Origin of the sequence: Streptomyces sp. NPDC002463 (assembly GCF_042889835.1) — a bacterium.
In the GTDB taxonomy this organism is placed as follows: domain Bacteria; phylum Actinomycetota; class Actinomycetes; order Streptomycetales; family Streptomycetaceae; genus Streptomyces; species Streptomyces nymphaeiformis.
Map to the genome: position 1 here is coordinate 1 of NZ_JBIARL010000005.1, position 12320 is coordinate 12320.

The window sequence follows — 12320 nt, forward strand, 5'->3', positions numbered from 1 at the left end:
TCCAGACAGCGCACCGGGTCCGCGTCGAGCCTCTCGACATCACCCGGAGCCGGGTAGAGCCCGTAAGGCGCCTTCGCCGCGGCCAGCTCCACCACGTGGGACACGATCTCGATGCCCGCCGCCTCCTTGACGAAGGACCGCGCGACGGCGCCGAGCGCGACCCGGGCCGCGGTCTCCCGCGCGGACGCGCGCTCCAGGATCGGCCGGGCCTCGTCGAAGCCGTACTTCTGCATCCCGGCCAGATCGGCGTGACCGGGCCGGGGCCGGGTCAGGGGCGCGTTGCGGCCCGTCTCCTTCAGCTCCGAAGGGTCGACCGGATCGGCCGACATCACCTTCTCCCACTTCGGCCACTCGGTGTTGCCCACCATCACGGCGACCGGCGAGCCGAGAGACAGCCCGTGCCGGACACCGCCGAGGAAGGTGACCTCGTCCTGCTCGAACTTCATGCGGGCGCCACGCCCATAGCCGAGGCGTCGCCGCGCGAGGTGGTCCGCCACCAGCTCGGTGGTGACCGGGACACCGGCGGGAAGACCCTCCAGCGTCGCGACCAGCGCGGGTCCGTGGGATTCCCCAGCGGTCAGCCAACGCAACCTGCTCAACGTCCCTCTCCTCCGGTGAAGTCGTGGGCCCCGTGCAGCCAGGACACCTTGTCGTAGAGCTCGTCCACGGTGAGCGAGGAGAGCATCGTGTTGCGGGCCGTGGCCTCCGGGCCCGCCGGGTGGTAGAGCCGGTCGCCCAGCTCGCGTGCCACGAGCTGGGTCCGCGCCGTACGGTCGCGGCGCAGGGCGTTGTACGTCCTCAGCCGAGCGGCCACGTCCCGCGCGTCGCCGTCGAGGACCGCGCCGAGCACGGCGGCGTCCTCAAGGGTCATGGACAGGCCCTGGACCGCGTACGGCAGCATCGGATGCGCGGCGGTGCCGAGGAGGGCCGCCCGGCCGTCGGTCCAGTCGCCGACCGGGTCCCGGTCGGTCAGGACCCAGGTCTTCCACTCCTCCCCGCGGGCGAGGAGGCGTCGCGCCGCGTCGGTCAACTCGGGGAACTGGCCCAGCACGTGGGACTTCTCCAGCGGGAGTCCGACGACGGCCTCGGGTGTGCCGTGGTCGCGGGTTCCGGCCAGGTTCAGGAACGCGGCGCCGCCGGCCCGGTGCACGAAGTGGACGACGTGCCAGCCCGGTCCCGCCCAGACCGTCGCACCGTCCGGGTGGAGCTCCTCCGGGACGTCCGCCAGGGGGAGGACCGAATGGAAGATCGTGTGGCCGGAGACCTGCGGCTCGCCGTCGCCGACGAGCCGGCGGCGGACGGCGGACCGGATGCCGTCGGCGCCGATCAGGGCGTCCCCGGTGAACCGCCGCTCGGAAGCAGTGACGGCGGTGATCTCGTCGTCGGTCTGCTCGTACCAGGCGACGGACTGGCCGGTGATCAGTTCGATGCCGTCGGCCGCGCGGCAGGCGTCGAGGAGCACCTGGTGGAGGGCGCGGCGGTCGAGGACCGCGTAGGGGTTGCCGAACCGCTCCCGGTAGCCGCCGGTCAGGGGCATCCCGGCGATCCGCTCGCCGGTCGTCGCGTCCATGAACCGCAACTCCTCGATGAACGAGGATCGTTCACGTACCGCCGAACCCACTCCGAGCCGGTCGAGCGCGTGGAACGCGTTCGGTGACAGCTGGGTGCCGACGCCCGGTTCGACGATCTCCTCCCTGCGTTCGAGCACGGTCACCCGGTGGCCCCGGGCCGCGATGCCGAGCGCCGAGGCCAGTCCGCCGACACCCGCGCCGACGACCAGGACCCGCATCGATGTGGTCATCTCGTCCTCCTTCTCGTCCTTCATTCCGGGAACAGCCGCCGCAGTTCGGCGTGGAACCCGGGGAAGGTCTTGCCCACGCAGGACGGGTCGTCGAAACCGAGCCCCGGGGCGCGCAGCCCGAGGACGGAGAAGGCCATCGCGATGCGGTGGTCCCGGTGGCAGGCGATCAGCGCGGGCCGGACCGGGCCGGGACGCACGGTCATCCAGTCCGGGCCGGTCTCGGTCTCCACCCCGCAGGCGGCGAGGTTTCCGGCGACGGCGGCGATCCGGTCCGACTCCTTGAGCCGGGCGTGCCCGATGCCGCGGACGGTGATCGGCGCGTCGGCGAGCGGGGCGATCGCGGCGAGCGTCATGAAGGTGTCCGAGATGGCGCCCATGTCGACGTCGAAGCCGCCCCGCAGCCCGCCCGTGCCGGTGACCGTCACCGCGTCCTCGCCGACGTCCACCCGGGCGCCCGCGGTGCGGAGCACCTCGACGAAGCCGAGGTCCCCCTGGAGGCTGTCGCGGCCGAGGCCCGGCACCGTGACCGTGCGCCCGGTGACGGCGGCCGCCGCGAGGAAGTACGAGGCCGTGGACGCGTCCGGCTCGACGGCCAGGTCGACGGCGGTGTAGCCGCCGGTGCCGATCCGGAAGACGCCCGGGGTCTCCTCGGTCACCTCGGCGCCGAAGCGGCGCATCAGCGCGACCGTCATGTCGATGTACGGCCGGCTGACCAGGTCCCGCACGGTCACCGTCAGCGGAGTGCGCAGCAGCGGTCCCGCCATGAGCAGCCCGCTCAGGAACTGGCTGCTGAGCCCGCCGTCGACCTGGAGCTCGCCGCCCCGCAGCCCGTCGGCGTCCACCCGCAGCGGGAGCCCCGCGTCGCCCTCGGCGCGTACGGTCGCGCCGAGCCGTTCCAGCGCGTCGGCCAGCGGCCGCAGGGGGCGGGCCCGGAGCTGTTCGGAGCCGTCGAAGACGTACGTGCCCCGGCCGGTCGCGGTGAACGGCGGCAGGAAGCGGGCCGCGGTGCCGGCGTCGGCGCACCACACGCCCCCGCCGCCCACGGGGCCCCGACCGGTCCCGGTCACGTCCCAGAACGCGTCGTCCGGCCCCGCCTCCACGCGTACCCCCAGAGCCGTCAGCGCGCCCCGGAAGGCCAGGGTGTCGTCGCTGACCAGCGGGGCCCGGAGGCGGCTGGTGCCCTTGGCGGCCGCGGCGAGGAGCAGGGCCCGGTTGGTGATGCTCTTGGAGCCCGGGACGCGGGCGGTGAGCGGGGCGTCGGCGGTGGCGAGCGACGCGTCTGCGGTCGTGTGCGGGGCGCTCACCGGGACACCCCCCGCTCCGCCCTGGCCACACTCGCGCGTACGGCCGCCGCCACCCGCTCCGCGGTGATGCCGTGCCGCTCGTACAGCGCCTGGTAGGGGGCGGAGGCGCCGAACTCGTCGATGCCGACGGCCTCTCCGGCGTCGCCGGTCAGGGCGTGCCAGCCGAGGGTCGAGCCGGCCTCCACCGAGACCCTGGCGCGGACCTCCGGCGGCAGCACGGCGTCGCGGTACCGGGGGCTCTGCTCGGCGAACCACTCCAGGCACGGCAGCGACACGACCCGCGTGGGCAGACCGTCCCGCTCGAGCAGGCGGCGGGCCTCCAGGGCGATGTGGACCTCGCTGCCGGTGGCCAGCACGATCGCCTCCGGGACGCCGCCCGCCGCCTCGGCGAGCACGTAGCCGCCGCGGGCGACCGCGTCGGGGCCCGGGTCGGGCAGGACCGGGACGTTCTGCCGGGTCAGGCAGAGCCCCGCGGGCCGGTCGGCGCGCTCCAGGATCGCCCGCCAGGCGGCGGCGGTCTCGTGGGCGTCTGCGGGGCGGACCACGTCCAGGCCGGGGATGCCGCGCAGCGACCACAGATGCTCCACCGGCTGGTGCGTCGGTCCGTCCTCGCCGAGGCCGATCGAGTCGTGCGTCCAGACGAAGGTGACGGGCAGCCTCATCATCGCGGCCAGGCGCACGGCCGGCCGCATGTAGTCGGAGAAGACCAGGAACGTGCCGCCGTAGGGACGGGTGCCGCCGTGCAGGGCGATGCCGTTGAGCACGGCGCCCATGCCGTGCTCGCGGATGCCGAAGTGGAGCGTGCGGCCGTGGCGGTGGCCGGGGAACGCGGCCGTCGCGAACTCCTCCGGGACGAAGGACGGTTCGCCCTTCATCGTGGTGTTGTTGCTCTCCGCGAGGTCCGCCGAGCCGCCCCACAGTTCGGGCAGCACGCCGGCGAGGGCGGACAGCACCTCGCCCGAGGCCTTGCGGGTGGCCATCTCGCCGCCCGCCGGGAAGTCCGGTACCGCGTCCGCCCACCCGTCGGGCAGCCGCCGGGCGTCCATCCGGTCGAACAGCGCCGCCTGTTCCGGCAGTTCGGTGCGCCAGTCCTCGTACCGCTTGTCCCACTCCCGGCGGGCGGCCCGGCCCCGCTCGGCGACGCGGCGGGCGTGCGCGAGGACCTCGTCGGGCACCTGGAAGGAGGCCTCCGGGTCGAGCCCCATCGCCGCCTTCGCGGCCGCCGCCTCGGTCGCGCCGAGCGCCGAGCCGTGGATCTTGCCGGTGTTCTGCTTGGTGGGGGAGGGCCAGCCGATGACCGTGCGCAGCGCCACGATCGACGGGCGGCCGGTCTCCTCGCGGGCGGCGGCCAGCGCGGCGTACAGCGCCGGCACGTCCTCCAGGTACGCGCCGGTCGCGGTCCAGTCGACCCGCTGGACGTGCCAGCCGTACGCCGCGTACCGGGCGAGGACGTTCTCGGAGACCGCGATGGAGGTGTCGTCCTCGATGGAGATCCGGTTGTCGTCGTACAGCACGACGAGGTTCCCGAGCCGCTGGTGCCCGGCGAGCGAGCTGACCTCGTGGCTGATGCCCTCCTCCAGGTCGCCGTCGGACGCGAACACCCAGACGGTGTGGTCGAAGACGGAGTCGCCGGGGGCCGTGTCCGGGTCGAAGAGACCGCGCTCGCGGCGGGCGGCCATCGCCATGCCGACGGCGTTGCCGAGGCCCTGTCCGAGCGGTCCCGTGGTGGTCTCCACGCCGGGGGTGTGCCCGTGCTCGGGGTGGGCCGGGGTGAGCGAGCCCTCGGTGCGCAGCGCCTTGAGGTCGTCGAGCCCGAGGCCGTAACCGGAGAGGTAGAGCTGGGTGTAGAGGGTCAGGCTGGAGTGGCCGCAGGACAGCACGAAGCGGTCGCGCCCGGCCCAGGTGGGGTCCGCCGGGTCGTGCCGGAGGAGACGCTGGAAGAGGAGGTACGCCGCCGGGGCCAGGCTCATGGCCGTGCCGGGGTGACCGTGTCCGGCGCGCTCCACCGCGTCGACGGCGAGCGCACGCGCCACGTCCACGGCCCGCCGGTCGAGCGCGGTCCACTCGAGGGGAGGGGTGCTGGTGCTCGGCTGGGTGTTCACCGGAAGGTCAGTGCTCCTTGATGGGGGGAGTGGGGAGGGAGGGCGGGGCACGCCGGCCACACGGCCGGCGCGGCCGCGGCACCCGGGTCACGCCGCCCACGCGGCCTGAGCGTCGGCGGCACCCGGTCACGCCGGCAGCGCGGCCAGCGCGTCGGCCAGCCGTTCCGCCGTCACGTCCGCCGAGTCCGTGTCGGCGGGTACGGTCAGCCGGGCGAGCCGGCGGTAGACAGGGCCGCGCACCCGGAACAGTTCCCTGAGCCGGGTCTCCGGGTCCCCGGTGAGCAGCGGTCTGTCGTCGGCGCCGCCGATCCTGGCCAGCGCCGTCTCCAGGCCGACCTGGAGGTGGACGACCCGGTGGCCGGCCAGGAGCCGCTGGGTCGCGGGGTCCAGGACGGCGCCGCCGCCGAGGGCGAGCACCCCGTCGTGCCCGTCGAGCGCGGCCCGCACCGCCTCCCGCTCCAGCGTCCTGAAGTGCGCCTCGCCGTGCCGCCGTACGAGATCGGGCACGGGCGTGCCGCAGGCCGCCTCGACGTCGTGGTCGGTGTCCCGGAAGCCCACCCCGAGGCGCGCGGCGAGCAGCGTCCCGACGGTGGTCTTGCCGGAGCCGGGGGCGCCGATCAGGACGGCTGCGGCTCGCACGAGCGCACCACCCCGGTCAGCAGGTCGCCGACGATCCGTACGCCGTCCTCGGTGAGCACCGACTCGGCGTGGAACTGGATCGACGCGAAGCCGCGGCCGCGCAGCGCGTGCACCTCGCCGGTCTCCGTGTCCCGGCTGACCTCGATGACGCCGAGCTCCGGATGCGTGGCCTTGTCCTCGTCGCTGCGGGCGGCGAACGTGTTGTAGAAGCCGACCCGCCGGCGCTCGCCGAACAGCTCGATCTCCTTCGCCACCCCCTGGTTGGGCACGTCCCGGCGGGCCAGGTCGAGGCCGAGCAGGGTCGAGAGGACCTGGTGGCTGAGGCAGACCGCGAGGAACGGACGCCGCTCGTCGAGGAGTTGGGAGACGGCCGCCCGCAGGTGCGCGATCTTGGCGTTGCCGGTCTCGCGCGGGTCGCCGGGGCCCGGGCCCATGACGACCAGGTCGTAGTCGTCGAAGTCGTACGGCTCGTCGAACCGCCGTACGGTCACCTCGGGCCCCATCGAGGAGAGGAGCTGGCCGATCATCGACGTGAAGGTGTCCTCGGCGTCGACGATCAGGACCCTGCGCCCGGCGAGCTCGGCCACCGGGTGGGACCGCTCGCAGGTCTCCCGCAGCCAGAAGCCGGCGATGTCGTCGTTGCGCCGCTCCAGGGCCGCGCGCACCTGGGCGTGCCCGGCGAAGCGGCCGGTGCCGCCGGCGCCGAGCGCGGCGAGCAGCCCGGCGGCCTTGGCCCGGGTCTCGGCGACCTCGCTCATCGGGTCGGAGTGGCGGACCAGGGTCGCGCCGACGCCGAGGCGCACCCGGCCTTCGGCGCTGATGTCCGTGGTGCGGATGAGGATGGCGGAGTCCATGGTGCGGCCGCCGTCCTCGTCCCGGCCGATGAGGGCCATGACGCCGCTGTAATAGCCGCGGCCCTCCGGCTCGTACCGGGTGATCACCTTGCAGGCGCTCTCCAGCGGGCTGCCGGTGACGGTCGGCGCGAACATCGTCTCGCGGAGGATGTCCCGCACGTCGCGGTCGGTCCGCCCCTCGATGAAGTACTCGGTGTGCGCGAGCCGGGCCATCTCCTTGAGGTACGGGCCGACGACCCGTCCGCCGCCCTCGCAGATCCGGGCCATCATCTTGAGCTCTTCGTCCACGACCATGTACAGCTCGTCGGCCTCCTTGCGGTCGGCCAGGAAGGCCATCACGCCGGGCAGGTCGGGGCCGGCGGCCGGGTACCGGTAGGTGCCGCTGATCGGGTTCATCACGGCGGTGCCGCCGTGCAGGCTGACGTGCCGCTCGGGGCTCGCGCCGACGAACGTGCGGCCCCCGGTGTGGACGAGGAACGTCCAGTACGCGCCCGTCTCCTGCTCCAGGAGGCGGCGGAAGAACGACAGGGCGCTGCGCGGCGAGTAGTCGGTGATGTCCGCGACGAACTCGCGCTTGATGACGAAGTTCGCGCCCTCGCCCCGGCCGATCTCCCGGTCGATGACGTCCCGCACGATCGCGGCGTAGCTCTCGTCGTCCACGTCGAAGTGGCCGCCGGACAGGGTGGTCGGCTCGTCCGGCAGCCGGTGCAGCGCCTCGGCGAGCGGCAGCGTGCCCTGCTCGGCGACGGTCATGGTGAGCAGCGGTTCGCCGTCGTCGGTGGACACGAAGCCGCGCTCGGAGACCTGCCGGTACGGGACGACGGCGAGGACCTCGTGACGGGCGCCGCCGCCGGGGGCGTCGGGGAGGGCGATCCCGGCGAGCGAGTCCACCGCGGACACCTCCCCGATCAGGACGTCGAGGACGTCCGGACCGGTCGTCTCGGGGCGGTACAGCAGGGCGTACGCCGACGAGGGCGATGCGAGCACCCGGCCCAGCAGGTCCTGCGCCACGGGGTCTCCCTTCGGGGTCATCGGCCGGCTCCGCCGGCCGTGGTCAGCTCGGTGAGCAGCGACTTGGTGGTGGTGACCACCGCGCAGCGTTCCGCCGCGTAGTCGAGGGCGAGCCGGTGGTACTTCTCCGAGAAGTCGGCGACGGCGTCGGCGACCAGGAACGGCCGGATGTCGTTGGTGAAGGCCTCGACGGCCGACATCAGCACCCCGACGTGCGCGTACACACCGCAGACGATCAGCTGGTCGCGGCCGTGGAAACGCATCCGCTCCAGCAGGTCCGACTTGAAGAAGGCGCTGTAGCGCCACTTGGTGAACGTCCAGTCGCCCGGGGCGGGGGCGAGCTCGTCGACCACCTGGCGGTCCTCCGGGGACACCTTCATGCCCGGGCCCCAGAAGTCCTTGAGCAGGCCGCGTTCCTGGTCGGTCATGCCGCCGGGCTGCGCGGTGTACGCCACGGGGACGCCGAGCGCGGCGCACCGCTCGCGCAGCAGCGCGGCGTTGCGCACCAGCTCGCTGCCGGGCGAGCGGTCCGCGGGGAACGGCCGCAGGAAGTAGCGCTGCATGTCGTGGACGAGCAGCACCGCCCGGTCGGGGTCGACCGTCCACTCCGCGGTGTTGGCGGGAAGATCGCCCTCGGAAGGCATCGGATACGGGTCGATGGGCGGGATTCCCCCCATGGCTGTCCTTTCGCTGTACGGCGGGTGAGGTCCGGGTCTCGCGGAGGCGGGCGTCAGCCGAGCCAGGCCGAGGCCACCGAGATGGCCTGCCGCGGGTTCAGGCGCGGGTCGCAGAAGCTCGTGTACTTCTCGCCGACCTCGTGCATCCGGTCGTGGTCGGCGACGCACTCGGTGACCTCGTCGGGCGTGGTCTCCAGATGGATGCCGCCGGCGACGCCGCCCGCCGCGGTGACCGCGCGGTGGAACTCCACGACCTCCCGCACGACCGTCTTCACCAGCCGGGTCTTGAGCCCCTCGGGGCCGGTGACGGTGTTGCCGTGCATCGGGTCGGTCAGCCAGATCACCGGGTGCCCGGCGGCGCGCACCGCGGAGACGAGCGCGGGGAGCCGCTCGCCGACGGTGTCCGCGCCCATGCGGGCGATCAGGGTGAGGCGTCCGGGCGTCCGCTCCGGGTCGAGCCTCTCGCACAGCGCGAGCAGCGTGTCGGCCGTCATGGCCGGACCGACCTTGCAGGCCACCGGGTTGGCGACGGCGGCGAGCAGTGCCACGTGCGCGCCGTCCACCTGGCGGGTCCGCTCGCCGATCCACGGCCAGTGCGTGGAGGTGAGCAGCAGACGGCCGTCGGGCTGGGTGCGCAGCATCGGCAGCTCGTAGTCGAGGAGCAGCGCCTCGTGGCTGGTCCACACCGGGGTCTCGGGCCGCGCGCGCCGGTTGCCGTCGCCCCAGCCGAGGAACTCCATGACACCGCGCGAGGAGCGGTAGCCGGTCAGCATGCGGGCGGGGTCGGGCCGGCGGAGCTCCGGGTCGGGCTCGGGGGCATTGACCATGTGGCCCCGGTAGACGGGGAGTTCCACGCCGCCGACCGTCTCCGTGGGGTTGGAGCGCGGCTTTCCGTACTGGCCGGCCAGCCTGCCGACCCGCAGGACCGGCTTGTGCGAGGTCATCTTCATGATGCCGGCGAGGACTTCGAGGAGTCCCGCCTTGCGGGCGACATCGCCCTGGTTGCACTCGGCCCAGTCCTCGGCGCAGTCGCCGGACTGGATGATCTGGACCCGGCCGGCGGCGGCCTCGGCGAGCCGCGCGCGCAGCGCGTCGGTCTCGGCGGCGTCGACGAGTGGGGGCGCGGAGGCGAGTTCCTCCCTCACCCGGGCGATTTCCGGGTGGTCCTCCCAGGACGGCTGCTGAACCGCGGGCAACGAGCGGAGGAATGCGTGGACATTGTTCACCTGATACCTCCCAGGGTGAATTGATGCCGCCGCGTTCGAGGTGGGGGCGGGCAGCGGCTGCGTGCCGACTCTCGCCGACCCCGGGAAGGGCCAAGAAGCCGCACGGGCGGACTCCGTCACGTACTGCCGACTTCTTGGCCCGACTTAACGGAGTCCCTCCCGGGGAATTGCGGAAGGCCCTGGTCCGGCAGAGAGTCCAGCAGTGCCGCTCCCGGGCGGCACAGTGGATCCAGTCCCCAGACGTGTGGAGGTCAGTGATGTCCGAGACTGCGCGCCCGCAGGCGTTCCAGGACGATGTGGAGCTCCGGCGGAACAACCGGGCGATCGTCGAGCAGTACATGAACACCCGTGGTGAGGACCGTCTCAAGCGTCATCTGCTGTTCACCGAGGACGGCAGCGGCGGCCTGTGGACCACGGACACCGGCGAGCCGATCGTCACCCACGGCCGGGACCGGCTCGGCGAGCACGCGGTGTGGTCGCTGAAGTGCTTCCCGGACTGGGTCTGGACGAACATAGAGATCTACGAGACGCAGGACCCGAACCGTTTCTGGGTGGAGTGCGACGGCGAGGGGAAGATTGTCTTCCCCGGTTATCCCGAGGGGCACTACAAGAACCACTTCATCCATTCCTTCGAGTTCGAGAACGGAAAGATCAAGCAGGAGCGGGAGTTCATGAACCCCAACCAGCAGCTCCGCGCCCTCGGAATTCCCGTACCCGCCGTGAAGCGCGAGGGAATTCCGACCTGAGCGCCGGCCGCGACACGGGAACGAGCGCCACATGAGGGTCGACATCGCCTGGTGGGATCTGGGCGACTCGCCCCAGACCATCGAATCGCTCCGTGACCACCTGCGGGACGGTGCCGTGAGCCCCTGGGCCGACGTGCCCGGTCTCCGCCTCAAGTTCTGGATGGCCGACCGGGAGGGCAACCGCTGGGGCGCGGTCATGGTGTGGGAGGCCGACCGTCCCGCCGACCGGCCGCTGCCGCCCAACCGCGCGGCGGACCTGATCGGTTATCCGCCCACGCACCGGACGCGGTTCGACATCGAGGCCACCGTCGAGGGCATCCACTCGCTCCCGGCCCTCGGCGGCCTCGGCCCGGCCCTCGCGCCCTAGGGCCCTAGGGCCCCGTCCGATCTCAGCACCCCCGCCGCACGACTCCTCCAGGAGAACCGAGAACCCATGCACGAGTACATGGTTGTGGACGCCTTCGCCCGCAGGCCGCTCGAGGGAAACCCCGTGGCCGTCTTCTTCGACACCGCCGACCTCACGGGCGAGCGGATGCAGCAGATCGCCCGCGAGATGAACCTCTCCGAGTGCACCTTCGTGCTCCCGCCCGAGCAGGACGGCGACGCGCGCATCCGGATCTTCACGCCCGTCAACGAGCTGGCGTTCGCCGGGCATCCGATGCTGGGCACGGCGGTCGCGCTCGGGCTGACGATGAAGAAGGACCGGCTGCGGGTGGAGACCGCCATGGGCATCATCCCCATCGAGCTCGACCACGAGGACGACGCCACGGCCGTACGGATGCGGCAGCCGGTGCCCACCTGGGAGCCGTACCGGGAGAGCACGGAGCTGCTCGCGGCGCTCGGCGTCGACGCGTCCGTGACCCCGGTCGAGGTCTACCACAACGGCCCGCGCCACGTGTTCGTCGGCCTGGAGAGCGTCGAGGCGCTCTCCGCCCTGCGCCCCGACCACCGCGCCCTGTCCGCCTTCCCGGACATGGCCGCCAACTGCTTCGCCGGCTCCGGCACGCACTGGCGCACCCGGATGTTCTCGCCGGCGTACGGCGTGGTCGAGGACGCGGCGACCGGCTCGGCGGCCGGCCCCCTCGCGATCCATCTCGCCCGGCACGGCCTCGCCGCGTACGGCCAGGACCTGGAGATCCTCCAGGGGGTCGAGATGGGCCGCCCCTCGCCGATGCGGTCGCACGCCGAGGGCGAGGGCGACCACGTCCGCACGGTGCACGTCGGCGGCCACGGCACCGTCGTCGCCCGCGGCGTCATCCACGTCTAGAGAGGCCCCAGTCCAGTGAGCACGACCACCACAGGCAACAGCAGCAGGTTCGAATCCCTCAGCGGCGAGACGGACCTCGACTTCCCCGAGTACGACGCGTACGACACCGCCGCGCCCGAGCCGATGGCGCTGCTGCGGACCTGGCTCGACCGGGCCCGGGAGCACGGCGTGCGCGAGCCGCAGGCCCTCGCGCTCGCCACCGCCGACGCCCGCGGCCGCGCCTCCACCCGCATCATCGCGATCAGTCGCGTCACCGACCGCGGTCTCGTCTTCATGAGCCACACCAGCAGCCAGAAGGGCCGCGAGATCGCCGCGACCGGCTGGGCCTCCGGACTGCTCTACTGGCGCGAGACCGCCCAGCAGATCAGCATCTCCGGCGAGGTGGAGCAGCTCGGCGACGCCGAGTCCGACGCCCTCTGGTACGGACGCCCCGTCCCGATGCACGCGATGTCGACGGCCGCCCACCAGAGCGAGACCCTGGACGACGTGGCGGCGCTGCGCGCCGAGGCCACCCGCCTCGAGGAGATCGGCGAGCCGCTGCCGCGCCCCGAGCGGTTCGTCGGTTACGTGCTCGTGCCCTCCGCCGTGGAGTTCTGGTCGGCCGCCTCCGACCGGCTGCACCGCAGGCTCCGCTACGACCGGCTCGACGACCAGAGCTGGCGCACGAGCCGGCTGCAGCCGTGAGGGGCGCCG

General features: G+C 73.2%; 12 protein-coding genes. 4 read left to right on the forward strand and 8 right to left on the reverse strand.

Annotated features, from left to right (window positions below; genetic code table 11):
• The 8 genes from ACFYX3_RS12190 to ACFYX3_RS12225 all read right to left on the reverse strand — a co-directional run.
• On the reverse strand, positions 1–599 hold a 599-nt coding region (locus ACFYX3_RS12190), incomplete at its 3' end, for a chorismate synthase (RefSeq protein ID WP_389011592.1).
• A complete protein-coding gene (locus tag ACFYX3_RS12195; protein ID WP_389011595.1) occupies positions 596–1801 on the reverse strand; it encodes an FAD-dependent monooxygenase in 1206 nt (401 codons plus the stop codon). The genes ACFYX3_RS12190 and ACFYX3_RS12195, both read right to left, overlap by 4 nt.
• 20 nt (positions 1802–1821) lie before the next feature.
• Positions 1822–3105, reverse strand: a complete 1284-nt coding sequence (gene aroA, locus ACFYX3_RS12200; RefSeq protein WP_389011598.1) for a 3-phosphoshikimate 1-carboxyvinyltransferase — start codon at positions 3103–3105, stop codon at positions 1822–1824.
• The gene (gene tkt, locus ACFYX3_RS12205) at positions 3102–5207 is read right to left on the reverse strand and encodes a transketolase (RefSeq protein ID WP_389011601.1); all 2106 of its coding nucleotides are present in this window, start codon (positions 5205–5207) and stop codon (positions 3102–3104) included. The genes aroA and tkt overlap by 4 nt, the downstream gene beginning before the upstream one ends.
• 126 nt (positions 5208–5333) lie before the next feature.
• Entirely contained in the window at positions 5334–5846 is a 513-nt protein-coding gene (locus tag ACFYX3_RS12210) for a shikimate kinase (protein ID WP_389011604.1), read from the reverse strand.
• On the reverse strand, positions 5825–7732 hold the full coding sequence (locus ACFYX3_RS12215; protein ID WP_389011607.1) for an anthranilate synthase family protein: 1908 nt from the start codon (positions 7730–7732) through the stop codon (positions 5825–5827). Before ACFYX3_RS12215 ends, ACFYX3_RS12210 begins: the two co-directional genes overlap by 22 nt.
• A complete protein-coding gene (locus ACFYX3_RS12220) occupies positions 7729–8388 on the reverse strand; it encodes an isochorismatase family protein (protein WP_389011610.1) in 660 nt (219 codons plus the stop codon). The genes ACFYX3_RS12215 and ACFYX3_RS12220 overlap by 4 nt, the downstream gene beginning before the upstream one ends.
• Before the next feature lie 53 nt (positions 8389–8441).
• Positions 8442–9614, reverse strand: a complete 1173-nt coding sequence (locus ACFYX3_RS12225; protein WP_389011613.1) for a 3-deoxy-7-phosphoheptulonate synthase — start codon at positions 9612–9614, stop codon at positions 8442–8444.
• A 257-nt stretch (positions 9615–9871) separates the two neighbouring features.
• Between ACFYX3_RS12225 and ACFYX3_RS12230 the strand changes: the two genes are divergently transcribed.
• The 4 genes from ACFYX3_RS12230 (at position 9872) to phzG (ending at position 12311) form a co-directional block, all read left to right on the forward strand.
• Entirely contained in the window at positions 9872–10360 is a 489-nt protein-coding gene (locus tag ACFYX3_RS12230; protein ID WP_389011616.1) for a PhzA/PhzB family protein, read from the forward strand.
• Positions 10361–10391: 31 nt separating this feature from the next.
• Positions 10392–10727 carry a hypothetical protein gene (locus ACFYX3_RS12235; RefSeq protein ID WP_376590382.1) on the forward strand — a complete coding sequence of 112 codons (336 nt, stop codon included), beginning with the start codon at positions 10392–10394 and terminating at the stop codon, positions 10725–10727.
• 66 nt (positions 10728–10793) lie between these two features.
• Positions 10794–11627: a PhzF family phenazine biosynthesis protein gene (locus ACFYX3_RS12240; protein ID WP_389011620.1), complete on the forward strand. Its 834-nt coding sequence runs from the start codon at positions 10794–10796 to the stop codon at positions 11625–11627.
• Between the two features lie 15 nt (positions 11628–11642).
• Positions 11643–12311, forward strand: coding sequence for a phenazine biosynthesis FMN-dependent oxidase PhzG (gene phzG, locus ACFYX3_RS12245; RefSeq protein ID WP_382658543.1), 669 nt, complete (start codon positions 11643–11645; stop codon positions 12309–12311).
• Positions 12312–12320 lie beyond the last annotated feature (9 nt).